This window comes from Cupriavidus lacunae, from assembly GCF_003353055.1.
Lineage (GTDB): Bacteria > Pseudomonadota > Gammaproteobacteria > Burkholderiales > Burkholderiaceae > Cupriavidus > Cupriavidus lacunae.
This window is the reverse complement of the sequence record NZ_QKWJ01000042.1, coordinates 16,075-42,866: the sequence shown is the minus strand read 5'-3', so window position 1 is coordinate 42,866 and position 26,792 is coordinate 16,075. Positions and strand designations below refer to the sequence as shown.

The window sequence follows — 26,792 nt, the reverse complement described above, 5'->3', positions numbered from 1 at the left end:
AGGCGCCGGGTGCGGGACTAGTTCGGAAGAACTAGCCCGGCCGGCATCCCAGTGGCAGGGTCAGCAGGGCATGGGCGCGTTGCGGCGCGCGTAGTACCACCACGTCACCAGCACGCAGCTGAGGTAGAAGGCGATAAAGCAGTCCAGCGCGGCATCGGCGGCGCCGGTCAGCTCCAGCGACGTGCCGAAGCTCTTGGGGATGAAGAAGCCGCCGTAGGCGCCGATGGCGCCGGAGAAGCCCAGCACGGCGGCCGATTCCTTCCCGGCTTCCTGCAGGGCCTGCTTCTGTGCGGTGTCGCCCTTGCCCGCGGCGGCGCGCTGGCGCTCGGTCAGGAAGATCACCGGGATCATGCGGAAGGTCGAGCCATTGCCGATGCCAGTCAGCGCGAACAGCGTGACGAAGGCGGCCAGGAAGTACATGAAGTTGCCGCCGGCGCCGTCATGCGGCAGCGACGCCAGCACCGCGAATACCGCTGCGATCATGCCGACGAAGGTCCACAGCGTGACGCGCGCGCCGCCGAGCTTGTCGGAGATCCAGCCGCCCACGGGACGCGTCAGCGCCCCCACCAGCGGCCCCAGGAAGGCATAGGTGGTGGGGTTCACGCTGGGGAACTGCGACTTGGTCAGCAGCGCCAGCCCGGCCGAGAAGCCGATGAACGAGCCGAAGGTGCCCACGTACAGCCAGCACATCAGCCAGTTGTGCTTGCGCTTGAAGATCACCGCCTGGTCGGCGAACGATGCCTTGGCGTCCGCGATGTCATGCATGCCGAACCATGCGGCCAGTGCCGAGACGATGATGAACGGCACCCAGATAAAGCCCGCGTTCTGCAGCCACAGGTTTTGCGTGGCGCCGTTGGCCTGGTACTGCTGCGGCTCGCCGCCGAGCGCGCCGAAGATGGCCACCGACACCACCAGTGGCGTGACGAACTGCACCACCGACACGCCCAGGTTGCCGATGCCCGCATTCAGCCCGGTGGCCAGCCCCTTCTTCGCCTTGGGGAAGAAGAAGCTGATATTGGCCATCGACGAACTGAAGTTGGCCCCGCCCAGCCCGCACAGCAGCGCGAGCACCAGAAGCGTCGGGTAACCGGTGGACGGGTCGCGCAGCGCCAGACCCATGCCCAGGGCCGGGATCAGCAGCAGCGCGGTGGAGATCGCGGTGAAGCGGCGCCCGCCGAACACCGGCACCAGGAAGGAGTAGAAGATGCGCAGCGTGGCGCCGGACAGCGCCGGCAGCGCGGTCAGCCAGAACAGCTGGTTCTTGGTGAACTGGAAGCCGGCGCGGTCCAGGTTTACCGCGACCACGCTCCACAGCATCCAGACCACGAAGGCCAGCATCAGGGCCGGGATCGAGATCCACAGGTTGCGGTAGGCGATGCGTTCGCCCTGGCTCTGCCAGAAGACCTTGTTCTCGGGCTCCCAGCGGGTGAGTACGGAAGAGGACATGATGGTGTGCCTTGGTTGCTTGTGTGATGGAGGACGTCAGGCGGCTTGCGCAATGCCGGCGACTTGTTCCTTGCGCCCGCGCTCGCTGCGCTGGCTGTAGTGCATCCACACCAGGCTCACGCACACGGTGCCGTACATCAGCATGAAGCAGCTGCTGCGCACGCCGGTCAGGTCGGCCAGCACGCCGAACAGGATCGGCAACACGAAGCCGCCGAGCCCGCCGGCCAGGCCAACCACGCCCGAGACCGCGCCGATGTTGTGCGTGAAATCGTTGGAGATGAACTTGAAGACCGAGGCCTTGCCGACGGCGAAGGCGATGCCTACCACGAACAGCAGGATGGTGAACACCGTGGGCGTCAGCGCGATGCGGAAAGCCTGCGGGCCGCTGGTGGTCTGGATGATGAAATCCGTCTGCGGATAGCTCAGCAGGAAGAAGCCGACCCAGCTCACCCACATCACCCACCAGGTGGTGCGGTGCGCGCCGTAGCGGTCGGAGATCCAGCCGCCGATGGCGCGCAGCACGCCGCCGGGCAGCGAGAAGCAGGCGGCCAGGAAGGCCGCGGTCTTGATATCGAAGCCGTATTCGCCGATGTAGTACTTGGTCATCCACAGTGACAGGCCGACATAGCCGCCGAACACCACCGAGTAGTACTGCGAGTAGCGCCACACGCGCGGATCGCGCATGACGGCGAGCTGGTCGCGCCAGCCGGCGCTGGACTTGACCAGGTGCGCCGGATTGCTGCGCGAGAACACCCAGAACAGGAGCGCGGTGACCAGCATCGCCACGGAGTACACGCGCGGCACCACGGTCCAGGTGCCGGCGGCCAGGATCATTGCCGGTGCCACGAACTTGGTCAGCGCCGCGCCCGAGTTGCCGGCGCCGAAGATGCCCATCGCCAGGCCCTGGCGCGAGCGCGGGAACCAGCGCGCCACATAGGGCGTGCCGACCGAGAACGAGCCGCCCGCCAGCCCGACGAACAAGCCCAGCACCAGCAACTGCCACAGCGTGTGCGCATACGAGATCAGCCAGATCGGGATCACGGTGGCCAGCATCAGCACGAAGAAGACGATGCGCCCGCCGTAGCGGTCGGTCCAGATGCCCAGCGGCACGCGGATCAGCGAGCCGCTGAGCACGGGCGTGGCCGCCAGCAGGCCGAATTCCGTATCGTTGAGGCCGAGTTCCTGCTTGAGCGGGATGCCCAGGACTGCGAACAGCATCCAGACGGCAAAGCAGATGGTGAAGGCGAACGTGCTGGACGCCAGCGTCATTGCGGCGCCGGGCGCAATGGGCTCCGGCGCGCGTGGGTGGGTGGCCATGGCCATGCTCCTGTGTCAACTTTGGCGGGGGTGATGCCAGAGTAGGGGCGGCCACTGGTGCTGCCTATTCGCCAGCCGCACAGCGCGCGCGGGTGCGCAGCCTGCCTTTGGAGCTAGTTCTACCGGCGGAGGTCGCCGGGGCGGCCGCGGTGCTATCGTGCAGTCAGCGCGAATGGCATCCGTTTGCGCACCTGCGGCAAACCGTGCGCCGGATCAAAAAGCCGGCACGCGCCGCACCCACCGATTCCCGCTTCCAGCCATGGACACCATCCCCATTCTTCCCACGCGGCGCTCGCCACCCCCTGGCAAGGCGCCTGCCGGACCGCCGCCGCGCGGCTTTGCCTTGTTTGCGCTAGGGTTCCGGCCGTTCTACCTGAGCGGGGCGGTGTTCGCCGCGCTGGCGATCGCGGCGTGGTCGGCGATGCTGGCGGGCGTGAGCGCGGCCGGCCCGGCGCCGGTGATGCCGGCGATGTTCTGGCATGCGCACGAGATGGTGTTCGGCTTTGCCGCGACCATCGTGGTGGGCTTCCTGTTCACCGCCGGGCGGGCCTGGACCGGCCAGCCGACGCCGACCGGCGCGGCGCTTGCCGCGTTGTTCCTGCTGTGGCTGGCGGGGCGCGTGGGCATGTGGGTGGCGCCGGGCACGGCGGCCTTCGTGATCGAGGGTGCGTTTCTCCCGCTGGCCGCGCTCGCCTTCACGCGCACCCTGGCCCGCGCCGGTAATCGGCGCAACTATCCGCTGGCCATGGCGCTGTGGCTGCTGGCTGTGGCCGATATCGCCAGCCTGTGGCTGCAGGCGCGCGGCCACGACGCCGGTGCGATGCTGGCGTGCCGCGCCGGCGTGGCGCTGGTCACGCTGTTCGTGGTGGTGATCGGCGGGCGTGTCATCCCGATGTTCACGACCAACGCGATCCCGGGGTTCCGCCTGCGCCAATACCGGCAGGTGGACCGCATGGTGGTGCCGGCCGCGGTGCTGGGGCTGGCCTCCGGGCTGCTGCCCTTGCCAGAGTGGCTGCTGGCGGCGCTGTCATTGCTGGCCGCCGTTGTATTGGCCGGGCGCGTGGCAGGCTGGCGCAGCCATGCAGTAGGCAACCGGCCGATCCTGTGGGTGCTGCACCTGGCCTATGCATGGTTGCCCGTGGCGCTGCTGCTGCAGGCGCTGGGTGCGCTGGGTCTGGTAATGGCCGGGCTGGCGACCCATGCCTTCACGGTGGGCGTGCTCGGCGTGGCGATCATCGCCATGATCACGCGCACCGCGCTGGGCCACACGGGCCGCATGCTGGTGGCCGGGCGCGCGGAGACCGCAGCGTACTGGCTGGTGGCCACGGCGGCGGTGCTGCGCGTGTTCGGGCCGATGATTTGGCCGGCCGGCTATTTGCACTGGATGTGGGGGGCCGGGGCGTGCTGGGTGGCCGGGTTCGGCCTCTATGCGCTGACGTATGCGCCACGGCTTGCGCGTCCGCGGGTGGACGGCAAGCCGGGCTGAGCCCGGGCGAGGCAATAGTGCAACAGCTCGTTGCACTATTCCCATGGGGCGCAGCCAAGTTCATCAAGCGGAAGGATGTGGGAGCATTCTTCAGACACGCTTGTCAGACTGCTTCCGGAATCGGCGCCACTTTTCCACGGTCCTGCTCCATCCTCACGCTCAGCCACGCCACCCCCAGCGCAGCCATCGGCGCCAGTGCCGCAATCCACGGCAATGCCGTCAGCCCCGGCCCGTGATCGACCACCACGCCGCCCATCCACGCGCCCAGGCCGTTGCCGAGGTTGAACGCCGCGATATTGAAGCTCGATGCCAGGTTCTGCCCCGCGCCGTGGGCGTGGCGCAGCACGCGCAATTGCAGCGGCGAGACCGTGGCAAAGGCCGCGATGCCCAGGATGCCGACGAAGGCCACTACCAGCACCTGGCTGTGGATCGCCAGCGTCATCGCCGCCAGCACCAGCGTCAGCGCAGTGAGTGTGGCCAGCACCGCGCGCGTCGGGGTGCGGTCGGCAAAGCGGCCGCCAAGCACGTTGCCGACGATCATGCCGGCGCCGAACAGCAGCAGGATCGGCGAGACCGCCGCCTCGCCAAAGCCGGACACGCGCGTCAGCAGTGGCTGCACGTAGGTGATCACGGCAAAGATGCCCATCGACTGCAGCACCGTCATCAACAGGCCCAGCAGCACCTGCGGGCGGCCGATGGTGGCCAGCTCGTCGCGCAACGCCACCGGAGCAGCGTGATCCTGGCTCTTCTGCACCAGCAGCGCGATCACCGCCAGCGACAGCAGCCCGATCAGCGTCATCGCCCAGAAGGTCGAGCGCCAGCCCAGGTGCAGGCCCAGCCAGGCGCCGGCGGGCATGCCCAGCAGCGTGGCCAGCGTCAGGCCGGAGAACATCACGGAAATCGCCGAGGCGCGGCGGTCTTCCGGCACCAGCCCGGTGGCCACCACGGCGCCGACGCCGAAGAAGGTGCCGTGGGTGAGCGAAGTCAGCACGCGCGCGATCATCAGCGTGGCGTAGTCCGGCGCCAGCGCGCAGGCGGCGTTGCCGACGGTGTAGATCACCATCAGCGCCAGCAGCACCGCCTTGCGCGGCATGCGGCGGGTCAGCAGCGTCAGCACCGGCGCGCCGGCGAAGACGCCCAGCGCGTAGCCGGACACCAGCATGCCGGCGGCGGCGATGGTCACCTGCAGGTCGGCGGCGACCTGCAGCAGCAGGCCCATGATCACGAATTCGGCGCAGCCGATACCGAAGGAACCGGCAGTCAGCGCGTAGAGCGCAACGGGCAGCCGGCCGCGCGCGGTTGCAGCGCCGGGTGTGGCGGTGGTGGAGACTGGTGAGGCCATGGTCGGGAGGAAGCGTCGGCAAAAGGAAGGAAGCCCGCAGTCTGTGCCTTTCCGTCTTCAGTAAAAACCGGCATGATCCATAATCAGTTTCAACAAAATCTTGATAATCATGGATCGGATCGGCGATATCGGCCTGTTCCTGCGTGTGCTGGACCTGGGATCGATCAGCGCCGCGGCGCGCAGCCTGGACCTGTCGGTGGCGGTGGCCAGCCAGCGGCTGCAGCGGCTGGAGCGCGAGCTGGGCGTGCGCCTGCTGCATCGCACCACGCGCCGGCTGCATGCCACGCCGGAAGGCGCGGTGCTGGCCGAGCAGGGGCGCGCGCTGGTGGACGACCTGGAGGCGCTGGGCACCTCGCTGCGGCAGGCTGGCACCGGGGTGTCGGGGACGCTGCGGGTGACCACGTCATCGTCATTCGGGCGGCTATATATCTCGCCGCTGCTGCCGGAATTCCTGGCGCAGCATCCCGGGCTGTCGCTGAGCGTCAACCTGACCGACAACGTGCTGGACCTGATCAGCTCGGGCTTCGACCTCGCCATCCGCATCGGCGCGCTGGACGACTCGACGCTGGTCGCGCGCCGGCTGGCCAATAACCGGCGCCTGCTGTGCGCGTCGCCGGACTACCTGCGCCGGCGCGGCACGCCGCGCTCGCCGCAGGACCTGGCAACGCACGACTGCCTGCTGCTGGTGGGCAGCCAGGGGCGGCAGGACATCTGGCGGCTGGGCGATGGTGCCGGCGGCGAGATTGCTGTGCGCGTGCGCGGCCGCATCGAGGCCAATACCGGCGAACTGCTGTCCGATGCGGCGCTGGCGGGCTTTGGCATCGCGCTGCATTCCACCTGGCATGTCGGCGCCGACCTGCGCGCTGGCCGGCTGGTGCAGGTGCTGCCCGACTACCCGATCGCCGATACCGGCATCTACGCAGTGATGCCGCAGCGGCGGCTGATGCCGCCGCGCGTGCGCGCCTTTGTCGATTTCCTGGCCGAAAGCTTTGGCGAGCACCCGCCGTGGGAGCAAGCCCACGGCGGGTGAGCCGGCCAGGGCTACGCGGGCGGCTCACCCGCCGGGGCGGCATGGCGCCGGTAGTCGCCCGGCGTCATGCCGGTCCAGCGGCGGAAGGCACGGAAGAACGAGTTGGCATCGTCAAAGCCGAGCCGGAACGCGATCTCTCCGAGCGGCATCGCGCCTTCAGTCAGGTAGTGGCCGGCCAGGTCGCGCCGCGCATCCTCGCACAGCGCGCGGAAGCTGGTGCCTGCCGCCATCAGCCGGCGTTGCAGCGTGCGCTCGCTGATGTCCAGGTGCTGCGCCACGGCGGCCAGGCTCAGCGCGCGGTCGCCGGCCAGTTGCTGCAGGGCGGTCCGCACATCGTCAAGCGAGGCGGCCGCTGGCCGCATGTCGCGGTGGGCAGGGGGCGCCGTGGGGCTGGTGCGGTCGCGGGCCACCAGCCGCAGCGCCAGGTCGCGGCGCCCGAACACGATCGCGTCTTCCGGCTCGCCGAAGCGCACCGGGCAGTCGAAGGCCTCGGTGTAGCGCAGGTGCCAGGCGGGCTGGCGGATGCGCAGCGATACCCGCAGCGGATGCAGCGGCTTGCGCGTGAAGCGGCGCCCGAAGGCCAGCAACGAACACAGTTCCATGTCGATGCGCGGGCGGGTGTCGGGCGCTTCGGGGTCGCTCGGGCGGATACAGACCCAGGCTTCCTCGCCCTGGCGGCGCAGTTCGACGCGATCGCCGGCCAGCAGCTTCTGGTAGCGCGCGATGCGCCGCAGCGCCGTGCCCAGCGACGGGCCGGCCATGGCGGGCAGGCCCGCCAGGCCGAGCAGATCCGGCTGTATTCGGCTGCCTAGCCAGAGGCCGATGGCGGGGTCGCCGGTGGCGTGATAGACGGCCAGCAGCAGGTGGATCGCCTGTTGCGGGTCGGCCGCGTGCGCGGCAGGTTGGTGGTCGCAGGGATCGGAGTCGGTGTCGGATTCCGGGGCAGGCGCGAAAGCCGATACGTCGTAACCGCCTTCACGCAGCGCGTGCAGCAGGTCACGAGGCAACGGCCCGGCCTGGAGAGGCTCTTGTTGTGGCATCGTCGTTTTCTGGCTGGCAAGTTGGCGCAGTGCGCCAGTGCAGCCCCCGGTACCAATGAGATTACGCGGTGACGATGACCCCTTCAAGGGCGCGCGGCAGTCAGATGTGTGCGCCAGGCAGCGCAACGGCGGATTGGCGGCAGTCTGCCTGCCGGCAGGGCCGCGCTGTTGCTGGCCCGCGGGGCCGATGCATTCTGTTGCCTAAAATTTGGGCGCTCCGGTGCGGTGGCGCACAGACAGGGGCTTTCGGGGAGGGCGGGGCGAGGATATCCACAGATTCTGTGGATATCACGTCGGAGTTTTCAACATGGGTTTGTGCGGCTGCCGCGAGGCTTCGGATGCGGGTATGCTGGCCGGGTTTGGCAGCATGGCGACCCCTGTCCGCCCCGTCAGCGCTTTCGGTGGCGCCGGTAGCCGCGCGGTCATCAGGCGGCATCGGGACCGGATTTTCCGTCATCTTGCTGCCAACACTTTGCCGTTGGCCCCAGCCGCACCGCTATCGCGACTCTACCTGCCTGCCGCCATGCGCCATGACCGGTCGTCCGCAGTCCTGCTTCGCCCTGCCGTGTTGCCGATACTTGCCGCCGCCGTGGCGCTATCTGGCTGCGTAGCGCAATACCGGGTGCCCGCTGGCGCCCCGGCCGCCAGTGTCCGGCTGCTGACCAGCACGGACGAGAACACGTCGTTCACCGTTGTCGATCCGGCCAAGTGCCCGGTGCCAGCGCGGCCACAGGTGCTGGCGGGGATGGGCAAGCAGCTGTCTGCAATGGGAAGGGAGCGCAGCCTGGACATGGCCGGGCGCTCGCCCGAGCCGCCCGCGCGCACGCGCGAGCGCCTAGTCGAGGCTGGCCGACGGATCTACGTGGCGGTGACCTCGGCAGCGGCGCCGCCGCTGCCCGAGATGCGCTGTGCCGCGGGCGTGTCCTTCGTGCCGGTTGCCGGCGGCCAGTATGAGATCCGCTACCAGCGCGACGAGACCGCGAGCCAGTGTTCAGCGCAGGTATTGCGCATGCAGCCGCTGGCCGACGGCGGCGCGCGCCTGATGGCGGAGCCGACGCAGCAGGGCTTCAGGGCACTGCGCAAGGATTATGTCTGCCAGGCGTTGTGATGCCTGTCCGTGCCCCCGGGCAGCGGACGGGATCGATTGAAGCGGGCGTTTCAGGCGGGCGTTTGCTTGCTGTCGCCGCCCGCTGACAACCCGTTGGCAGGGCCGGCTTACTGCTCGACCAGGAAACGCTCCGGACGCTTGCCCAGCCAGGCCGGCGCGCGGCCGCGGCCAGACCAGGTCTTGCCGGTCTTGGGGTCCATATACTTCGGAGGCAGCGCGGCGGCAGCCTTCTTTACCCCGCTACCGGCAGGGCGGCCGCGCTTGCGGCGGGGCTGGATGTCTTCCGCGGTCAGGCCATATTCGGTCATCAGTTCGCGGATTTTATCGATCACGCCGGCAACTTCCGTCGCACGTACTTCATTCAGCTTGGCTTCCAGCGCTTCCTTCTCAGCCAGGAGTTGCTTGTATGTCGCCATTTATATCCCCTTTCTGCAAATAGGCCGCTGCATGGTACTAGAGGTTGCGATTTCGGGTTACCTAAAAAATTTTACAAAAAATAACGGAGAATGCACGGACTGATTGTCTGTCGGTGTCAATTGACCATTCCATGGTCCACCCTGCGCTCCGTATTGGCAGGGCCAATGTCCGTTTTTGCCATCATTTAAGGACAATGGAAATACGCGCAAGTGGCTGCCATAGCGCCTAGACTGTTTGTCTGCGCCCCGCGCAGTGCCCTGCAATGACTACCGGAGCCCCCCTATGAGCCAGCAGATCTTTGTCAATTTACCTGTCCGTGACCTGCAAAAGTCGATTGCGTTCTTTACCCAACTAGGCTTTTCCTTCAATCCGCAATTTACCGACGATACCGCTACCTGCATGATCGTTGGCGAGAACATTTTCGTGATGCTGCTGACTGAAGCCAAGTTCCGCAGCTTCTCGCCCAATGAAATCTGCGATGCGCGCAAAGCCACCGAGGTGCTGGTTTGCCTGTCGATGGAAACCCGTGCGCGCGTGGATGAAATGGTCAATGCCGCGGTCGCGGCGGGCGGCAATACCTACAAGCCGGCAATGGATCTGGGATTCATGTACGGGCATGGTTTCCAGGACCTGGATGGCCATGTCTGGGAACTGGTGCACATGGATATGGCGGCAATGCAGGCCGGGCATTGAAGGCGATTTAGCGAAACGCCATTCACCATCCGCGGGACCTTTGCGCAAGCCTGACGCAAGCCTTTCGCAAGCCCCAAAAAAACAGCCCGGGAAAGCAGGAAGCCCGGGCTTGAAATCCACCTGGATCGCGGTGGAGGAGACATCTGGTTGTCAGCGCCCCGGGTTTTGCGCCCGGGACGCGTCAGCAATTTCCGACCGGGTCAGATCGCCCAGCCCCCGGCATAGAAGGCAGCCAGCACCACCGCGATGGCCACGGTGCCGACATTGAGCTTGCGCCATTCGCCGGCCACCACGCGGCCGACCACCAGGGTGCAGAAGCCCAGCATGATGCCGGTCACGATATTGCAGGTCAGCACGATGAACACGGCGCAGACCAGGCCGGCGAGCGCGTCGACCAGGTCGTCCATATGCAGGCGGCTCACGCTCGACAGCATCAGCAGGCCCACGTACATCAGCGCCGGCGCGGTCGCGTACGACGGCACCAGCCCGGCCAGCGGCGAGAAGAACATCACCGCGACAAACAGCAGGCCCACCACCACGCAGGTCAGGCCGGTCTTGGCGCCGGCGGCCACGCCGACGGTCGACTCGATATAGGCCGCGGCCGGGGCGCCACCGAACATCGCCGAGAAGATCGAGCTGACCGAGTCCGCGGTCAGCGCGCGTCCGCCGTTGCGGATATGGCCTGCGGCATTGAGCTGCCCGGCCTGGCCGGCGACGGCGCGGATGGTGCCGGTGGCGTCGAAGACCGCGGTCATCACCAGTGCCAGCACGCTCGGCAGCACCGCGGTCGACAGCGCGCCACGCACGTCCATGGCGCCGATCAGCGACTGATGGCCGGGCGCGCTCAGCGACGGCAGCGCGAATACGCCGGTGAACTTCACCGCCGGATCAAAGGCCAGCCCAAGCGCGGAGATGGCGATGATCACCAGCAGGATGCCGCCCGGCACCTTGCGGCGCTCCATGCCGAAGATGGCGGCCAGGCCCAGCACCGACATCACCACCGGGAACGAGGTGATCTTGCCCAGCGACACCGGCAGGCCGGCCCCGGCATTCTTGACCACCAGGCCGACTTCATTCGAGGCGATCAGCAGCAGGAACAGGCCGATGCCGATGCCGGTGCCGTGCGCCACGCCGGCCGGCAGGTTGCGCAGGATCCAGGAGCGCACGCCGGTGACCGAGATCGCGGTGAAGATCACGCCCATCAGGAACACGGCGCCGAGCGCGACCGCCGGCGACAGCCCCTGCCCCAGCACCAGGCCGAAGGCCATGAACGCGGTCAGCGAGATGGCGCAGCCGATGGCGATCGGCAGCTTGGCCCACAGGCCCATCAGCAGGGAACCGAAGGCGGTGGTCAGGCACACCGCGACAAAGACCGCGCTGGTGTCGAAGCCGGCCTTGCCCAGCATGCCCGGCACGACAAAGACGGCGTAGACCATGGCCATGAAGGTGGTGACCCCGGCCACGACTTCCTGGCGCTGGGTGCTACCGCGCGCGGTGATCTCGAAGAACGCGTCGAGCCGGCCTCTGACTTCGGGGGCGTGGGGGCGTGCAGCATCGGCTTCCGCCGCGGACGACGGATAGGGTTGTTCGATCATGATGAGCTGTCTCCTTGCGGGCGCTGCAACGTCCGTCGTACGGACTGTCGTCAGGCTTGTCTCACGTGGTTCTGGTCTGGGCTGGAGGCGGAAATCCTGGCCAACCCCGCTGTTATCGGTGTGCCGCTTGTCGGTGCCTCTGCGGGCGTGATCCGGGCAAGGCTGAAGGCTAGGTGAGCGCGCGCCCTGCATCATCACCGGCAGACAATGCGCGGCATGTGCATCGCGGAATATCGAATGTGCCGGTTGGGAACCTTCTATCGGCGGATTGGCGTCAGGTGGCGCTTGCGGCAGCCGGCCATTATCACGCGCCTCATATACGGCCTATAGGTGCAGACCCGAATGATCCGGGCGTAACTTCTCTATACTAGGGATAACCCTGAGCCGTCTCCCGATCCGGGCCGAACCACGGCCAGATGTGCTTCGCGAGGCGCTCAACCTCCATCCAACCGGAAAGGACATTCGCCATGCAAGTAATCGCCGACACCCTCTATCGCCAGCCCGCCCAAGCCAAGGCAGCCAGGCCCGCCGCGGCCCAGCCGGCCCGCGTTGTCGCCTGCTATGCCCGCGTGCGCGGCAGCCAGTCGCTGGTCGCGCGCGTGCGTGGTTACTTCGCGCAGGGCTGGACCCTGTACGCGGCCAACGCCCGCGAAGCCGCGCCGATCCGCTGGCTGTAAGCCGGCGCGCTGGCGTCAGTACATGCCGGTGCGGGCCATGAAAGCGTCCAGCGACCAGCCGCGCCCGAGCAGCAGCATCCGCGTATGCAGGCCCTGGCGCGCGGGCGCGTCGACGGCCTGGCCCAGCCAGGTCAGCGTCTTGCTGCGCAAGTCCACGTAGCCCATCGGATAGTCGGCGGCCAGCGCCTGCCATAGGGCGTTGGCGCCGGCCGACTGCCGCGCCCCGCTCAACAGGCACAGCCCGCCGTCCAGCGCCCAGCGGTACAGCGCCCGGGCCAGGCCGCGGCGCTGGTAAGCGGGCGCAAACTTTGTATGCGGCGCGCGTACCCAGGGGTCGGCCCGGCGGCCGACCTCGATCAGCCGGTTGAAGACGGTATAACCGGCCAGCCGGCGCTGCATCACATCTTCCACATAGACGTAATACTCGCCGTCCGCCTCGCGGTAGCGCAGGCGCAGGCCAGGCACGCTCGCGGGCAGCGCCGGCATGGCATGCAGGCGGTCGCCTGGCTGGCCGATGCGGCCGTGCAGGGCGTCCAGTTCGCGTTCGATATCGGCGGGCACCAGCTCAACGTCGATGCGCAGTTCGAGCGCGCGCGGCAGCGCAGGCGCCGGCAGGTGCAGGGCATAGATATTCACCATGGCAAGACTCCACCCGGCTCAGGGATTGAGGATCAGGTAGAGGGCGGCAAGCGCCACCATGGCGCAGAAGGTATGGCGGTAGAGGGGGGGCATGTCTGGCTTTCTCCTGGCTGCATGATCGAGCGGGTGCCGGATGGCATCCGCGACATGGGCCGTGCGGGAAAGCTCAGGACTGGAGGGTGGTGCCCCGAGCTGCCCGCACGGCCAGGGAAAGCACGGCGCGGCGGACCTGGGCGTACGCGTGGAAGCGGTCGGCCAGGTCGATGGCAACGCCCGGGCGCTGCGCGGCGCGCACGCCTGCCGCCGGCAGGGCCGGGCGGGTCAGGGTGGCGAGGCGGACAGTGCGGAGCATGGACGTCGGGGCGCGAAGAATTCGGACGGACATTGCTTATGCCATACTTCGCGCGCAATGTCCAGGCAAATTGCCTGCTTCCGCTTTTAACTCCGTGCTACTGCGAACTCGTTGTGGTTGTCCCCCGACGTGCGGCCGACGGTATCGAGCATCCATCAATTGTGAACACTGTCTACAAGTACTAGACTCGGAAGCATCGTTCACCGGCCTTCTTGCAGGAGCCATGATGACGACTTCCCCCACTCCCGAAACCGATACCGGCCCCGTCAGGCTGCTGGTGGCCACCACCAAGGGTGCCTGGTTCCTGACCAGCGACGCCGCGCGCCGCAATTGGCAGATCGAGGGCCCGACGTTTCTCGGCCATACCATCCACCATATCGTGCAGGACCCGCGCGAACCGTTGCGCATGCTGATGGCGGCGCGCACCGGCCACCTAGGCCCGACCGTGTTCCGCTCCACCGACGGCGGCCGCAACTGGACCGAAGCCGCGCGCCCGCCCGCCTTCGACAAGGCGGCGGAGGGCGAGACCGGCCGGGTCGTCAACCATGTGTTCTGGCTCACGCCCGGACATGCCAGCGAGCCCGGCGCCTGGTACGCCGGCACCTCGCCGCAGGGGCTGTTCCGTAGCGTCGACCATGGCGCGACCTGGGAGCCAGTGTCTGGCTTCAACGACCACCCGAAGTGGCGCACCTGGACCGGCGGCGAGCAGGACGGCACGCCCGACGGCCCCAAGATGCATTCCGTGCTGGTCGATCCGCGCGACGCGCGCCACCTGTATATCGGCATGTCCAGCGGCGGCGTGTTCGAGAGCACCGACGGCGGCGCCGACTGGAGGCCGCTGAACCGCGGCAGCCTTGCCACTTTCCTGCCCGATCCCAATCCGGAATACGGCCAGGACCCGCACTGCATGCTGCAGCATCCTGCCGACCCGGACATCCTCTACCAGCAGAACCACTGCGGCATCTACCGCATGGACCGCCGCGAAGGCGTGTGGAAGCGCATCGGCGAAGCCATGCCGGCGGAGGTTGGCGATATCGGCTTCCCGATCGTCGCCCACCGCCGTGATCCGCGCACGGTGTGGGTATTCCCGATGGACGGCAGCGATGTCTGGCCGCGCGTCAGCCCGGGCGGCCACCCGGCGGCCTATGTCACGCGCGATGCCGGCGAAACCTGGCAGCGCCAGGACCGCGGCCTGCCGGCCGAACAGGGCTGGTTCACGGTCAAGCGCCAGGCCATGGCTACCGACGCTCACGCCCCGGTGGGCGTGTACTTCGGCACCACGGGCGGCGAGCTCTGGGCCAGCGCCGATGAGGGCGAGGCCTGGCAATGCATCGCCCGCAACCTGCCGCAGGTCTACGCGGTGACCGTGGCGCGCCCAGCCTGAATGCCATCAGCCGATCCGGAGACATCCATGCAGGTCCGCATCGCGACGCCGCTCTTTTCCTACACCGGACAGCGCGAATACGTCGAAGCCCGTGGCGCCAGCATTGCCGAGCTGCTCGACGACCTCGACCGCCAGTTCCCCGGCATGCGCTTTCGCATCGTCGATGAGCAGGGCAAGCTGCGGCCGTATATCCGCGTCTTCGTCAACCGCACGCAACTGATGCGGCTGGATGCGCCATTGCAGGAGACCGACGAGGTACATATCCTGCAGGCGCTGGCGGGCGGGTAGGAGCCGGGCTACAGCGCCTGCAGGTAGCGCCAGGGGTAGATGCCGCGGTCGTGCCCATCGCTGAACACGATCTGCACGCCATAGCCCATTGCCCCGAGGGCGACGATTTGTGCGTCGCCCAACCCGGCCTCAACTGGCTTGCCCCGGCAGGCGGCGCAACGGCACGCCGCGCGCAAGCGGCCCGGGTCCAGCGACTGGCACTGTCCGTCCGGCCAATGGATGCGCAGGACGCCGTTGACGGGGGATAGCTCCAGGTGCGTGGGGACGATCATGGCGTCGCTCATGCCCGGCCCTCGGGTGTACCGATCTGCGCCAACGCAATACGCACAGCCTTGCGTACCTCCGGGTCGCCATCGTTCGCCGCAGCAGCCAGGGCCGGAAGCGCCGCCGCATCCTGCAGGCTGCCCAGCGACAGCGCGGCCTCCTTGCGCAGGTTGCTGATGGCATGGGCCAGCTGCACCGTCAGCGGCACCAGCGCCGCGCGGTCACGCAGCTTGCCCAGGGCCCTGGCAGCCTGCAGGCGGACCTGCCAGTAGGGGTCTTCCAGCGCGTCGATCAACGGGCGCCCGGCTTCGGGGAATTTCAGCTTTCCCAGCGTCTGTGCCGCTTCCTCCCGCACTTGCCAGGCGTCGTCACGCAAGGCCGCCAGCAGTGCATCGCGTGCCGACGGGTCGGATGCCAGGCCGAGCGCACCGGCGGCGGCGCGCCGCACGTCGGTATCGGCGTCGCGGGTGGCGGCCTGTGCCAGGGCAGGCAGGGCCTCACTGCGCTTGAGCCAGCCCAGCACGGCCACGGCTTCGCGCCGCACCGGCGCGGCTGCGTCGGACAGCGCGGCCATGGCCGCGTCGAAGCCTGCCGCATAGCGCAACTCGCGCAAGCCCCGCCACGCGGACGCCCGGACAAAGGGATCGCCGTGCGTGACCCACGGCAGCAGGGCGGCGCCGGAAGCGGGGTCCTTCAGTTCAGACAACCCTTGCGCCGCGGCGTCTGCCACTTCGCGGCCGGGGTCGGCCAGGGCGGTGGCCAGCGCTGCCACGACCGCCAGCTGTTCCCAGCTGGCCAGCGTGCGCGCGGCCTCGGCGCGCACGGTCTCGGCAGGGTCGGATTGCAGCCGTTGCAGCAACAGCGGCACGCCGTTCTCATCTTCCAGGTCGGCCAGTTGCAGCACGGCCACGCGGCGCGCGGCGGGGTCGGGGTCGGCCAGGCGCAGCGCCAGCGCGCCGATGGCGGGATCGGGATCAAACAGGGAGACGTCGGGCAGGGCGGAAGCGTGCGGCATGGATGGCAGTAAGGTCGATATGGCGGTCAGGCAGCGGCCGCGAGCGCGCCGGCCTGGGGGTTGTCGTGCAGAAGATCGCGGCAGCGGCGCTTGAGCCGGATGAAATCGTCTTCGGTCATCAGCTCGGCGCGGCGGGGCCGCGCGAAGGGGATGGCGATATCTTCCAGGATGCGTCCGGGCCGCTGCGACATCACCAGCACGCGGTCTGCCAGGAACAGCGCCTCGTCGATGTCATGGGTGACGAAGACCACGGTGGTGCGCATCTGCGCCCAGACGTCGAGCAGCAGGGCCTGCATGTGCGCGCGGGTCTGCGCGTCGAGCGCGCCGAAGGGCTCGTCCATCAGCAGCACGCGCGGCCGGTTGATCAGCACGCGCGCCTGCTTGCCCTCCTTCGCCCGCTGCCTGAGCGCGGCGAATGCCGCCGCCGGCGAGGCATAAGCGCGCACCCTGGGCTCGCTCTGCAGCCACAGCTTCGGTTCGGCGATGGCCTTGCCGCTGCCTGCGTCCTTGGCAGCGAGGGGCTGTTTGTCGTAGGACTTCAGGCGCGCTTCGTAGTCCAGGCCTTCCAGCCTGAAGGCTTCGCGGATGTAGCGGTCGTCGATCACGGTATCGGCGCTGAGGTCGGCATCGGTGCGCTTGAGCAACTTCAGCGTCTCGATCGAGGTCTGCAGCGCCTGGCGGTACTCCGGCTTCCAGGTGTAGTCGCGGTTCTGCAGGCCGAGCGGACCATGGAACAGGTAGTCCACCTCGGCGTCGATGCCGGTCACCCTGGCAATCAGCTCGCTGTATTTCTCGGGCTCCGCCGCCATCAGGCGGTCGGCTTCGATCGCGGCACGCAGGTAGGCCACCACGATCTCCGGGTACTTCTGCGCGTATTCCGCGTTCACCAGCGCGCCATGGAAGGTGGGTGCCCCGGCTTGGGCGCCGTCATAGATCTTACGGGCAAGGCCGCGGAAGACGAACAGCTCGGGGAACGGCACGAAGTTGGCGTGGCCGTCCACCTTATGCGCCTGCAAGGCCGAGCCGCCAACCTCGGGCGACTGCGACACCAGCATCACGTCCTTGTCCGGGTCCCAGCCCTGGCGCCTGATCGCGCGCAGCAGCATGCCGTGCGCAGTGGAGCCGAACGGCACCGAGATGGTCTTGCCCTTGAGCTCCGCCAGCGATTGGACCGGAGAATCCGCCGGCACCACGATGCCGTTGCCGGTGCCGATCGCGTTGCCCGACAGCGGCGCGATAAACATGCTCTTCTTGCCGGCCTTCTGGAAGGCCGCGGCGTTGAGCGAGCCGGGGAAATCCGCCATGGCACCGATATCCAGCTTGTCGGCGACCATCTCGTTGGTCAGCGGCGGGCCGGAGGTGAAGTTCTTCCATTGCACGTCGTAGGTGACGTCCTTGTATTTGCCGGTGCGGGGCAGGTACTTGTCGAGCAGCTTCAGCTCGCGGATCAGCAGGCCGCCGGTGGCGCAGTTGATGGTGGTGTCCTGCGTGCCGACGGCGACACGGATGGTTTCGGCGCTGGCCGAACCCGCCAGGCTGGCGGCGGCAAGCGCCAGGAGCAGGTGGATGCTGGTGGAGGCTTTCATGGGGCTATCTCTGTGGTGCTGTGGTCATGAAGCGGGGCAATCAACGCAGCAGGTACGGAATCTCGACCCTGACCGCGCCCGTCGGGCAATCCTTCTCGCAGGGCATGCAGTACCAGCACTCGTCGAACTGCATGAAGGCCTTGCCTTTGCTCAGGTCGATGGCCAGCAGGTCCATCGGGCAGACATCGACGCAGACCGTGCAGCCCTTGTCGGCAATGCACTTGTCTTCGTCGATGGTGACCGGCGCGCTGCTGCGCTGGGCAATCTCATGCGGGGTATAGGCCATGGCGTGGGTTCCTTCAGGCGACAGCCAGGGTGGCGGGTTTGGCGGGCGCGGCAGTGGCGGATGCCTGGCCGCGGCTGACGCGCAGCCGCTGGTAGGCGGTGGCGTCGTCGCCTTCCACCGGGACGATGTACGGCTCGATTGCGCGCTTGTGGCTGACCATGCGTCCGGCTTCATCCTTGCTCAGGTGCGTATGGCAGAACCATTGCGCGTCATTGCGCTGCGGATAGTCGACGCGATGGTGATAGAGGCCCCAGCGGCTCTCGGTGCGGAACAGCGAGGCTCGCGCCGCCATCTCCGCGCAGTCACGGATCGCCATCACCTCGACCGCGCGCATCAGCTCGTGCGGATTGGCGGCGCGGATCTGGCCGATGTCCTCGGCGATGGCGTCAAAGCGCTGCAGGCCGATTTCCATCTTGCGCGTGACCTTGGGCGGCTGCAGGTAGTCGTTGACCATGCGGCGCAGTTTGTATTCCACCTGAGCGGGCGGCAGGCCGCTCTCGCGGGCCAGCGGTGCGAACACGCGCGCGCGCTCCGCCCCGACCTGGGCCGCATCGGCTTCAGGCAGCCCGCGACCGGCGACGTAGTCGGCTGCGTTGTGGCCGGCGAACCAGCCATAGGTGAAGGCACCCAGCATGTAGTTGTGCGGCACGGCGGCCATGTCGCCGGCGGCGTACAGGCCCGGCACCGTGGTCTCGGCCCGCTCATTCATATGCACGCCGGAAGCGCTGTGGCCGCTGCAGAAGCCGATTTCGGAGATATGCATCTCCACCATCTGCTTGCGGTAGTCGGTGCCGCGCCCGGCATGGAACTGGCCGCGGCTGGGACGTTCGTTGGTGTGCAGGATGGTCTCGATGGTCTGGATGGTTTCTTCCGCCAGGTGGTCCAGCTTCAGGAAGACCGGGCCGTTGCCGCCCTGCAGCTCCCGGTAGAACTCCCACATCATCTGGCCGCTCCAGTAGTCGCATTCGATAAAGCGCTCGCCCTTGCCGTTGGCGGTATAGCCGCCCAGCGGACCAGTCACGTAGGCGCAGGCCGGCCCGTTGTAGTCCTTGATCAGCGGATTGATCTGGAAGCATTCCAGGTTGGCCAGCGCCGCGCCGGCGTGATAGGCCATGGCATAGCCGTCGCCGGCATTGGTCGGGTTCTCGTAGGTGCCCATCAGGTAGCCGGAGGCGGGCAGGCCCAGGCGGCCGGCCGCGCCGCAGCACAGGATCACGGCGCGCGCGCGGATCACGTGGAAGTCCGCGGTGCGGCAGTCGAAGCCCATCACGCCGCTGGCGGCGCCGCTGGCATCGGTCAGCACGCGCGTGGCGACGATGCGGTTGGTGATCTCCACCCGCGCGCGCTTGAGCTGGCGGTACAGCACCTTCTTGACGTTGTGTCCTTCCGGCATCGGCAGCACATAGGAGCCCATGTGATGCACCTTCTTGACTGCGTAGTCGCCGGTCTCGTCCTTCTCGAAGCGGACTCCCCAGCGGTCCAGCTGCTCGATAGTGGCGAAGCTGTGGCGCGCGTAGGCATAGACGGTGGACTGGTCGACGATGCCGTCGTTGGCCACGGTGATCTCCCGCGTGTACTGCTCGGGCGTGGCGTGGCCGGGAATCACGGCATTGTTCAGGCCGTCCATGCCCATCGAGATGGCGCCGCTGCGCTTGACGTGCGCCTTGTCGAGCAGTAGCACGCGCAGCGCGGGGTTGCGTTCCTTGGCCTTGATCGCGGCCATCGGGCCGGCGGTGCCGCCGCCGACGACAACGATGTCGTACTCGTGAGTCAGGGTATTCATGCGGAGGGCTTCCCCTTGCTGGCTGGTTTGCGGGGCCGTGCGCGGCCGGTGGCGTTGGTGGCGTTGGTGATGTGGGTGGCGGGCGCTGCCTTGTGCCGGTCCGCGCGCAGCCGGTACTGGAACGCGTCGCCGCGGAAGTAGAGGAACTCGTAGTCGATCGGCGCGCCTTGCGCGTCGTGGGTCAGGCGTTCGATGCGCAGCACCGGCGCGCCTTCCTGGATGCGCAGCGCCTGGGTCAGGTCGTCGTCGGCCAGGACGGCGTCGACGCTCAGGTCGGCATGGCCGAGCTTCACGCCGCAGTCGTTCTCCAGGATCAGGAAGATGTCGCGCGTCGCCAGGTCGGCATTGAGCAGGCGGCGGCCGATGGCGGCGGGCACCCATGTGAGTTCCAGCGACACCGGTTCGCGGTTGAGCAGGCGCACGCGCCGGATCTCGACCACGGGATCGCCTTCGCGCAGCCGCAGTTGCGTGACAACGTGACGGCTGGCCGGGACGCATTTGCAGCTGCGCACCTGGTTCAGGATTTCATAGCCCATGCTCGACATCGCCTCGGCAAAGCCTTGCAGCGAGGTCACGTTCTGGAAGGCGCGCGGCTTAGAGACGAAGGTGCCCTTGCCGTGGACCTTGAAGATCAGGCCTTCCTTCTGCAGGTCACCCAGCGCCTGGCGCACGGTGATGCGGCTGGCGCGGAAGCTTTCACCCAGCTCGCTCTCCGACGGCATCTGGTGGTGGGGCGGATAGGTGCCGTCCAGGATGCGGGCGCGCAAGGCATCCTTGATCTGCGTGTAGAGCGGCAGCGGGATCGGCATCGGTGACGCCAGTGCCGTGGGGCTGGAAGCGGGTACCGCGTTGGTCCGGGAGGTCATCGGATCGACATAACGTGTTATGGCAAGTTGGAAGCCACTATATGGACGACGCTGTGCCGGAGGAACGAAGCAATCCGGATATCCAAGGATGAAATCCGAACATGCGGTGCATGCCCCGCTCAACTCCCGATGCCGTCCGCCGATATCCAGTCATGACCCCTGCCGTCCGCGATCCGCCGCGGCAGCAGGCCGATGACAACGACGGCGGCAAACACCACACGCACGGCACGGGAGCGCAGCATGAGCAGTTCCATGAGGGACATCGACGAACGGACCAACCTCACCAACAACAACCAGTTCGAGTTGTTGCTGTTCCGGCTCGGCGAGGCCGAGCACTCGGGTCAGTCGGAGCTGTTCGGCATCAACGTCTTCAAGGTGCGCGAGATCCTGGTGATGCCGCCGGTGGTGACGGTGGTCGGCGCCGACCCGTCGATCCTGGGCATGGCGGATATCCGCGGACAGGTGATCCCGGTGATCGACCTGCCCAGGCTGGTCGGGTGCAAGCCGCGCACCGGGTTGGGCATCCTGCTGGTGACGGAATATGCACGTTCGACGCAGGGTTTTGCGGTGGAGGGGGTGGAGGAAATCGTGCGCCTGGAGTGGAACCAGGTGCATTCGGCCGAGGGCAGCGTACGGACCGGTCACGTCACCAGCATCGCCAAGCTGGATGGGAACACCGAGGGGGGCACGGACCCGTCGCGGCTGGTCCAGGTGCTGGACGTGGAGCAGATCCTGCGCGATGTGCTGCCGACGCGCCAGCCGGACGTGGACCCGGGTACGGTTGGCCCGCAGTTGAGCCTGCGTCCGGGCGCCAGGGTCATTGCCGCCGACGATTCGGCCCTGGCGCGCGGCCTGATCGAGCAGGGGCTGAAGGCGCTGGGGGCGCCGGTGGTGATGACCAAGTCGGGCAAGGAGGCGTGGGAGCTGCTGGACCGCATGGCGGCCGAGGCGGCCAGCCACGGCAGGTCGGTGCACGACGACGTGGCGCTGGTACTGACCGACCTGGAAATGCCGGAGATGGACGGCTTTACGCTGACCCGCAAGATCAAGGCGGACAGCCGGCTGAAGTCGCTGCCCGTGGTGATTCACTCATCACTGTCGGGCGAAGCCAGCGAGGAGCATGTGCGCAAGGTGGGCGCGGACGCCTACGTGGCCAAGTTCGTGGCCAAGGAGTTGGCCGACACCATCCGCGAGGTGCTGACGCGCTGAGCGCCTCGCGGCGGAAGAATCGCAACAGGCACAAAATTCAAACGCCCGCAACCATTCCCGTACGCCGGCGGGTTGCCTATAAAACGGGCACTCCAGTGTGTTCCAGCCCCGGCGCGCCCTTTGCGGTTGTCAAGAGGGGGGATATCCACTGAACCTGTGGATAGTTCCTGTGGACAAGTCGGACCAGCCGGACCCTTCCCGGCCGGCATAGCTCGATACCGGCCGGGAAGTCCGACGCTGGCCTGGCGTGACTGCCACGCCGGCCGCGCTCCCTGGTGCTGCCGCTCCTCGCTCTCCCTGCTCCCCTCGCTTTTCCTTACTTGGGCTGCTCCACCGTACGCAGGTAAGGCTTCAGGGTCTTGAAACCCTGCGGGTACTTCTTCTTTGCATCCTCGTCCGAGACCGAAGTCGGGATGATGACGTCCTCACCCGGCTTCCAGTTCACCGGCGTGGCCACGGTGTGCTTGGCATTGAGCTGCAGCGAATCCAGCAGCCGCAGCACCTCGTCGAAATTGCGCCCCGCGCTCATCGGGTACACCAGCATTGCCTTGACCTTCTTGTCCGGGCCGATGAGGAACACCGAGCGGATGGTGGCGTTGTCCACCGCCGTGCGCGGGCCGCTGCCGCTGGCCTCGGGGTGGATCATGTCGTAGAGCTTGGCCACGGTCAGGTCAGCATCGCCGATCATCGGATAGTTGATCGCATGGCCTTGCGTTTCCTCGATGTCCTTGGCCCAGCGCTGGTGGTCACCGACCGGGTCGATGCTCAGGCCGATGATCTTGGTATTGCGCTTGTCAAACTCGGGCTTGAGCCCGGCCATATAGCCCAGTTCGGTGGTGCACACCGGCGTGAAGTCCTTGGGATGCGAGAACAGGATGGCCCAGCTGTCGCCGATCCACTCATGGAAGCTGATCTTGCCTTCCGTGGTGTCGGCGGTGAAATCAGGGGCTTGCTCGCCCAGTCGAATCGCCATGGTTGCGCTCCTTGCAGTTGGCGTGGTGTGGAAATGCGCGTCGACCTGGTGCCGCCCGGCGCCGCGCGCGGTTGCTCGTTGTCCCTAGCGGAAGACCAGCACCGGGATCGTGCTGTGGGTCAGGACCTTGTGCGTCTCGCTGCCGATCAGCAGCGCCTGCAGCCCGCGTTTGCCATGCGACGACATCACGATCAGGTCGCAGTCGCGTTGCTGCGCGCACTGGATGATGGCCTGCCAGGGATGGTCGTCGGTGGCGGTGATGGTCTCGCAGGGCACGCCGGCCTGGGAGGCGGTGTGGCTGAGCGCGGCCAGGAAGGTGTCCGCGTGGCGTGCGGCTTCGGCGGCGAAGGTGTCCTTGGTGTCCTGCAGGCTGGTCAGCCGGTAGGTCAGTACGTGATACTCGGGAATCACATGCAGCCCGGTCACGCGGGCGCCGATACGGCTGGCGAACGCCATGGCGCGGGCCGCCATGGCGTCGGCACGCGCGGAGCCGTCGGTAGGTACAAGGAGGTGCCTGAACATGATGAGCCTCCGATTGCAGAGAGATACCGCGTCCGCCTGGCTCGTCCGCTGACTGCCGGGCGAGCCAATCCAGTATAGGAATTGAGTGGCATAAGCGACAGGGCCGCAATGACGGATATGCCGGCGCCGGCCGCAAGCCGGCCGGGGCAGGGAACATTAACATCCTGTTATCATCCAATGCACCTTGTTCCTGCACCAACCCGAGGGATGAACGCATGATCGCGCTGCGCGAAGCTTGGCTGGCCGGATTGTTCCGACGCGGCAACTGGCTGCCGAATATCGTGTCGGGCGTGATCGTCGGGGTGGTGGCGCTGCCGCTGGCGATGGCCTTCGCGATTGCGTCCGGCGCCAAGCCGGAGCAGGGCCTGTACACGGCCATCGTCGCCGGGCTGGCGGTGTCGCTGTTCGGCGGCAGCCGGCTGCAGATCGCGGGGCCCACCGGCGCCTTTATCGTGGTGCTGTCCGCGGTGACCGCGCGCCATGGCATCGACGGTCTGCAGATCGCGACCCTGATGGCGGGGCTGATCCTGCTGGCGATGGGCCTGACACGGCTGGGCAGCGTGATCCGGTTTATCCCCGCGCCGGTGATCGTCGGCTTCACGGCGGGCATCGGCGTGATCATCTTTGTCGGCCAGTGGCGCGACTTCTTCGGCCTGCCGCCGGTGGCCGGCGAGCATTTCCACGAAAAATTCTGGCACTTGCTGCAGGCGCTGCCGCAATGGCACCCGGCCACCACCGCGCTGGCGCTTGGCAGCCTGGCGCTGGTATTGGGCGCGCCGCGCGTGCGCTGGCTGCGGCGTATCCCCGGGCCGCTGGTGGCACTGCTGGCGGCTACCGCGGTGCAGGCGCTGTTCCGCTTCGACGGCGTCGCCACCATCGGCACCGCGTTTGGCGGCCTGCCGCGCGGGCTGCCCACGCCGGCGCTGCCGGACATTACGCTCGCCCGCGTGCTGGAACTCGCCGGCCCGGCGTTCACCATCGCCATGCTGGGCGCGATCGAGTCGCTACTGTCCGCGGTGGTGGCTGACGGCATGGCCGGCACCCGGCACGACTCCAACCAGGAACTGGTCGGCCAGGGCGTCGCCAATATCCTGGCGCCGCTGTTCGGCGGGTTTGCCGCCACGGGCGCCATCGCACGCACCGCCACCAATATCCGCAACGGCGGCAACAGCCCGCTGGCCGGCGTGGTGCATGCGCTGACATTGGTGCTGGTGCTGCTGTTCCTGGCGCCGCTGGCGGCCAGCGTGCCACTGGCAACGCTGGCCGCGATCCTGTTCGTGGTGGCGTACAACATGAGCGAGATGCGCCAGTTCGCCCGCATGGTCCGGCGCGCGCCGAGCGCCGACGTGGCGATCCTGCTGATCACCTTTACGCTGACGGTGCTGACCGACCTGGTGGTGGCGGTCAATATCGGCGTGATCCTGGCCATGCTGCAGTTCCTGCGGCGCATGTCGGCATCGGTGGAGGTGGCGCGCCAGGATACCGTGGACCTGGCGCGCGAACTGGGCGACACCGGTGCCGGCCTGCCCGCGCACATGCCGCCCGACGTGCTGGTCTATGCGATCGACGGCCCGTTCTTCTTCGGCGCCGTCGAAGCCTGCGAGCGCGCGCTGGTGCAGACCCACACCGAGCCGCGCGTGCTGCTGATCCGGCTGGGCCGCGTGCCGTTCATGGACATGACCGGCCTGCAGACGCTGGAGGCGGTGGTCGTCACGCTGCAGAAGCGCGGCGTGGCGGTGGTGCTGGCCGAAGCCAACGAGCGGGTCAGGGAAAAGCTGGCGCGCGCGGGCGTGCTGGCGGCGCTGGGGGAGGGCAACTACGTGGATTCGCTGGCGCAGGCGGTGCGGCGCTGCGGCGAGCTGGCAGGCGAGGATAAAGGCGAGGGCACCGCCCCGCGCTGAGTTACTTCTTCTGCCGCGTGCTGCCCGCCGGCCTGGCCTTGGTGGCGTATTCCACGCCGTGCTGGGCCAGGTATTCGCGGATCAGCTGGCGCACGACCTGCGACGGTGTCAGGTCCTGCGACGCGCACAGGGCTTCAAAGGCCTTTTTCTTGACCGGGTCGATCAGGATGGTAAGGCGGGCGGTCTTGGATTCCATGAGGGTGTCCGGCTGTCCGGATGGGTCCGGCTTGACGGCAGCGGCGATCGGAAACGCATTATATACAGGGCCACTGCAGCGACCGACTGGTGCCTGCACGCCGGCGGTTTGCTCCCCTCTCCCGCAGGCGGGCGAGGGGAGCGTATGCGAGGGGCGGCAGTGTTCGTAGATGCCGTCGGACAGTCAATGCTTTATCCTGCCCCCTACACCGCCATCTCCAGATCCGCAATCACCGCCGCCAGAAACCGAGCCGCCTCCCCACCCGTCACCACGCGATGGTCGAACGTCAGGCTCAGCGGCATCACCCGGTGCACCGCCGGCACGCCGCCGGCCGCGACCACTTCCTCGCGCACGCGACCCGCACCCAGGATCGCCACGGTAGGCGGCACGACAATGGGCGCGGCATAGCGCCCCGCGATCATGCCGAAGTTGGATAGCGTGATGGTGTTGCCGCGCATCTCTTCCGGTGCGATGGTGCGCGCGCGGATATCGGCGCGCATGCGGTCCAGGCCATGGCGCAGGTCGGCCGCGTCGCGGTTGCCGACGTTGCGCAGCACCGGCACGAACAGGCCTTCGGGCAGGTCGGCGGCGATGCCGACGTCGATCTTCTTCAGCACGTGGCGGCGGCCGGTCTGGCCTTCGTACCAGGCATTGAGGCCGGGCTCGGCGAGGCAGCCGGCCACCAGCGCGCGCACCAGTCGGATGGTGACGTCGGCGCCGGGCTGCCAGGCGTGGATGTCGGCGTCGTCCATCACGGTGGCGGCGGCCACTTCGGCCTGCGCGCGCGCCATGTTCTGTGCCATCGCGCGGCGCACGCCGCGCAGCACTTCGGGCGCGCCCAGTTCGGCCAGCGTGGCGGCCACGCGTTCGACATCGGCGGCGGTCACCACGCCTTCGGGTCCGGAGGCGGTGGCCATCGCCAGGTCCACGCCCAGCCGGCGTGCCAGCGCGCGCACCGCGGGCGTGGCCTTGACGCGAGCGGCCATGCCGGTGACAACTGCTGCGGTGCCAGGTGGCGCGGCTTCATTGACCACGTGCGTGCCGACCTGAACCGAACCCACCACGGTGCCGGCGTCGGCGTCTTCGCCCGCACCCTCGAAGCCGACCAGCGGCGCGCCCAGGTGGACGATGTCACCGGGCTGCGCAAACAGCTTGCCGATGGTGCCGGCAAAGGGCGACGGTATTTCCACAATCGCCTTGGCCGTCTCCACCGACAGCAGCGGCTGGTCCGCGGCCACGGTGTCGCCGGTCTTGACGTGCCAGGTCACGATCTCGGCCTCCTGCAGGCCCTCGCCCAAGTCGGGCAGCTTGAAGACTCTCATCAGACTTGCTCCGAGTAACCCCGACCTTCAGGGGGGGAGTAAAGGAGTGCTGCCG

28 protein-coding genes are annotated in these 26,792 nt (G+C 67.8%); 9 read left to right on the top strand and 19 right to left on the bottom strand.

Features of this window, described 5'->3' with window-relative positions:
- Positions 1–60: 60 nt before the first annotated feature.
- On the bottom strand, positions 61–1,446 hold the full coding sequence (locus tag DN412_RS26380; RefSeq protein ID WP_115214281.1) for a NarK family nitrate/nitrite MFS transporter: 1,386 nt from the start codon (positions 1,444–1,446) through the stop codon (positions 61–63).
- A 36-nt stretch (positions 1,447–1,482) separates the two neighbouring features.
- A complete protein-coding gene (locus tag DN412_RS26375) occupies positions 1,483–2,763 on the bottom strand; it encodes an MFS transporter (protein ID WP_208647661.1) in 1,281 nt (426 codons plus the stop codon).
- A gap of 259 nt (positions 2,764–3,022) precedes the next feature.
- Here DN412_RS26375 and DN412_RS26370 point away from each other — a divergent pair, with 259 nt between their 5' ends.
- Positions 3,023–4,249 carry an NnrS family protein gene (locus DN412_RS26370; RefSeq protein ID WP_115214279.1) on the top strand — a complete coding sequence of 409 codons (1,227 nt, stop codon included), beginning with the start codon at positions 3,023–3,025 and terminating at the stop codon, positions 4,247–4,249.
- A 103-nt stretch (positions 4,250–4,352) separates the two neighbouring features.
- Here the strand turns inward: DN412_RS26370 and DN412_RS26365 are convergent, their stop codons facing one another.
- Entirely contained in the window at positions 4,353–5,591 is a 1,239-nt protein-coding gene (locus DN412_RS26365; protein WP_115214278.1) for an MFS transporter, read from the bottom strand.
- A 109-nt stretch (positions 5,592–5,700) separates the two neighbouring features.
- Here DN412_RS26365 and DN412_RS26360 point away from each other — a divergent pair, with 109 nt between their 5' ends.
- Positions 5,701–6,621, top strand: coding sequence for a LysR family transcriptional regulator (locus DN412_RS26360; RefSeq protein ID WP_115214277.1), 921 nt, complete (start codon positions 5,701–5,703; stop codon positions 6,619–6,621).
- A gap of 11 nt (positions 6,622–6,632) precedes the next feature.
- Here DN412_RS26360 and DN412_RS26355 read toward each other — a convergent pair whose 3' ends face one another.
- On the bottom strand, positions 6,633–7,661 hold the full coding sequence (locus DN412_RS26355; RefSeq protein WP_244222788.1) for an AraC family transcriptional regulator: 1,029 nt from the start codon (positions 7,659–7,661) through the stop codon (positions 6,633–6,635).
- Between the two features lie 574 nt (positions 7,662–8,235).
- On the opposite strand from DN412_RS26355, the gene DN412_RS26345 reads away from it, so the two are divergent.
- Positions 8,236–8,769 (top strand): hypothetical protein, encoded by a 534-nt coding sequence (locus DN412_RS26345; protein WP_425267449.1) that lies wholly within the window; start codon positions 8,236–8,238, stop codon positions 8,767–8,769.
- A gap of 107 nt (positions 8,770–8,876) precedes the next feature.
- Here DN412_RS26345 and DN412_RS26340 read toward each other — a convergent pair whose 3' ends face one another.
- A complete protein-coding gene (locus DN412_RS26340) occupies positions 8,877–9,185 on the bottom strand; it encodes an H-NS histone family protein (RefSeq protein WP_078201063.1) in 309 nt (102 codons plus the stop codon).
- 283 nt (positions 9,186–9,468) lie between these two features.
- On the opposite strand from DN412_RS26340, the gene DN412_RS26335 reads away from it, so the two are divergent.
- On the top strand, positions 9,469–9,879 hold the full coding sequence (locus tag DN412_RS26335) for a VOC family protein (RefSeq protein ID WP_115214274.1): 411 nt from the start codon (positions 9,469–9,471) through the stop codon (positions 9,877–9,879).
- A gap of 200 nt (positions 9,880–10,079) precedes the next feature.
- Here the strand turns inward: DN412_RS26335 and DN412_RS26330 are convergent, their stop codons facing one another.
- The gene (locus DN412_RS26330; protein WP_115214273.1) at positions 10,080–11,474 is read right to left on the bottom strand and encodes an NCS2 family permease; all 1,395 of its coding nucleotides are present in this window, start codon (positions 11,472–11,474) and stop codon (positions 10,080–10,082) included.
- Positions 11,475–11,941: 467 nt separating this feature from the next.
- Between DN412_RS26330 and DN412_RS26325 the strand changes: the two genes are divergently transcribed.
- Entirely contained in the window at positions 11,942–12,151 is a 210-nt protein-coding gene (locus DN412_RS26325; RefSeq protein ID WP_115214272.1) for a hypothetical protein, read from the top strand.
- 15 nt (positions 12,152–12,166) lie between these two features.
- Here the strand turns inward: DN412_RS26325 and DN412_RS26320 are convergent, their stop codons facing one another.
- Positions 12,167–12,790, bottom strand: coding sequence for an N-acetyltransferase (locus DN412_RS26320; RefSeq protein WP_115214271.1), 624 nt, complete (start codon positions 12,788–12,790; stop codon positions 12,167–12,169).
- Between the two features lie 166 nt (positions 12,791–12,956).
- On the bottom strand, positions 12,957–13,142 hold the full coding sequence (locus tag DN412_RS26315; protein WP_115214298.1) for a glycosyl hydrolase: 186 nt from the start codon (positions 13,140–13,142) through the stop codon (positions 12,957–12,959).
- Positions 13,143–13,365: 223 nt separating this feature from the next.
- Between DN412_RS26315 and DN412_RS26310 the strand changes: the two genes are divergently transcribed.
- Both DN412_RS26310 and DN412_RS26305 read left to right on the top strand, forming a co-directional pair.
- Positions 13,366–14,526 carry a WD40/YVTN/BNR-like repeat-containing protein gene (locus DN412_RS26310; protein ID WP_244222786.1) on the top strand — a complete coding sequence of 387 codons (1,161 nt, stop codon included), beginning with the start codon at positions 13,366–13,368 and terminating at the stop codon, positions 14,524–14,526.
- A 27-nt stretch (positions 14,527–14,553) separates the two neighbouring features.
- Positions 14,554–14,814: a MoaD/ThiS family protein gene (locus tag DN412_RS26305; protein ID WP_078201057.1), complete on the top strand. Its 261-nt coding sequence runs from the start codon at positions 14,554–14,556 to the stop codon at positions 14,812–14,814.
- An 8-nt stretch (positions 14,815–14,822) separates the two neighbouring features.
- Here DN412_RS26305 and DN412_RS26300 read toward each other — a convergent pair whose 3' ends face one another.
- The 7 genes from DN412_RS26300 to DN412_RS45535 form a co-directional block, all read right to left on the bottom strand.
- Entirely contained in the window at positions 14,823–15,098 is a 276-nt protein-coding gene (locus tag DN412_RS26300; RefSeq protein WP_115214269.1) for a gamma-butyrobetaine hydroxylase-like domain-containing protein, read from the bottom strand.
- Positions 15,095–16,093 (bottom strand): HEAT repeat domain-containing protein, encoded by a 999-nt coding sequence (locus DN412_RS26295; protein ID WP_115214268.1) that lies wholly within the window; start codon positions 16,091–16,093, stop codon positions 15,095–15,097. Before DN412_RS26295 ends, DN412_RS26300 begins: the two co-directional genes overlap by 4 nt.
- Positions 16,094–16,119: 26 nt before the next feature.
- Positions 16,120–17,679, bottom strand: a complete 1,560-nt coding sequence (locus DN412_RS26290) for an ABC transporter substrate-binding protein (RefSeq protein ID WP_167471131.1) — start codon at positions 17,677–17,679, stop codon at positions 16,120–16,122.
- A 40-nt stretch (positions 17,680–17,719) separates the two neighbouring features.
- On the bottom strand, positions 17,720–17,965 hold the full coding sequence (locus DN412_RS26285; protein ID WP_115214267.1) for a 4Fe-4S dicluster domain-containing protein: 246 nt from the start codon (positions 17,963–17,965) through the stop codon (positions 17,720–17,722).
- Between the two features lie 13 nt (positions 17,966–17,978).
- A complete protein-coding gene (locus DN412_RS26280) occupies positions 17,979–19,748 on the bottom strand; it encodes a fumarate reductase/succinate dehydrogenase flavoprotein subunit (RefSeq protein WP_115214266.1) in 1,770 nt (589 codons plus the stop codon).
- Positions 19,745–20,614 (bottom strand): GntR family transcriptional regulator, encoded by an 870-nt coding sequence (locus DN412_RS26275; protein ID WP_425267448.1) that lies wholly within the window; start codon positions 20,612–20,614, stop codon positions 19,745–19,747. The genes DN412_RS26280 and DN412_RS26275 overlap by 4 nt, the downstream gene beginning before the upstream one ends.
- A 119-nt stretch (positions 20,615–20,733) precedes the next feature.
- On the bottom strand, positions 20,734–20,868 hold the full coding sequence (locus tag DN412_RS45535) for a hypothetical protein (RefSeq protein ID WP_279635240.1): 135 nt from the start codon (positions 20,866–20,868) through the stop codon (positions 20,734–20,736).
- Between DN412_RS45535 and DN412_RS26270 the strand changes: the two genes are divergently transcribed.
- Positions 20,855–21,823, top strand: a complete 969-nt coding sequence (locus tag DN412_RS26270) for a chemotaxis protein (protein WP_115214264.1) — start codon at positions 20,855–20,857, stop codon at positions 21,821–21,823. The genes DN412_RS45535 and DN412_RS26270 overlap by 14 nt on opposite strands.
- Positions 21,824–22,139: 316 nt before the next feature.
- Here DN412_RS26270 and DN412_RS26265 read toward each other — a convergent pair whose 3' ends face one another.
- Both DN412_RS26265 and DN412_RS26260 read right to left on the bottom strand, forming a co-directional pair.
- Entirely contained in the window at positions 22,140–22,796 is a 657-nt protein-coding gene (locus DN412_RS26265; protein WP_115214263.1) for a peroxiredoxin, read from the bottom strand.
- 84 nt (positions 22,797–22,880) lie between these two features.
- Complete coding sequence (locus tag DN412_RS26260; RefSeq protein WP_078201054.1) at positions 22,881–23,318, bottom strand: universal stress protein; 438 nt, start codon at positions 23,316–23,318, stop codon at positions 22,881–22,883.
- 215 nt (positions 23,319–23,533) lie between these two features.
- Here DN412_RS26260 and DN412_RS26255 point away from each other — a divergent pair, with 215 nt between their 5' ends.
- Positions 23,534–25,219: a SulP family inorganic anion transporter gene (locus DN412_RS26255; RefSeq protein WP_115214262.1), complete on the top strand. Its 1,686-nt coding sequence runs from the start codon at positions 23,534–23,536 to the stop codon at positions 25,217–25,219.
- 1 nt (position 25,220) lies between these two features.
- Here the strand turns inward: DN412_RS26255 and DN412_RS26250 are convergent, their stop codons facing one another.
- Positions 25,221–25,415 (bottom strand): CopG family transcriptional regulator, encoded by a 195-nt coding sequence (locus DN412_RS26250; protein WP_115214261.1) that lies wholly within the window; start codon positions 25,413–25,415, stop codon positions 25,221–25,223.
- 203 nt (positions 25,416–25,618) lie between these two features.
- On the bottom strand, positions 25,619–26,737 hold the full coding sequence (locus tag DN412_RS26245; protein ID WP_115214260.1) for a dihydrolipoamide acetyltransferase family protein: 1,119 nt from the start codon (positions 26,735–26,737) through the stop codon (positions 25,619–25,621).
- Positions 26,738–26,792: the final 55 nt, after the last annotated feature.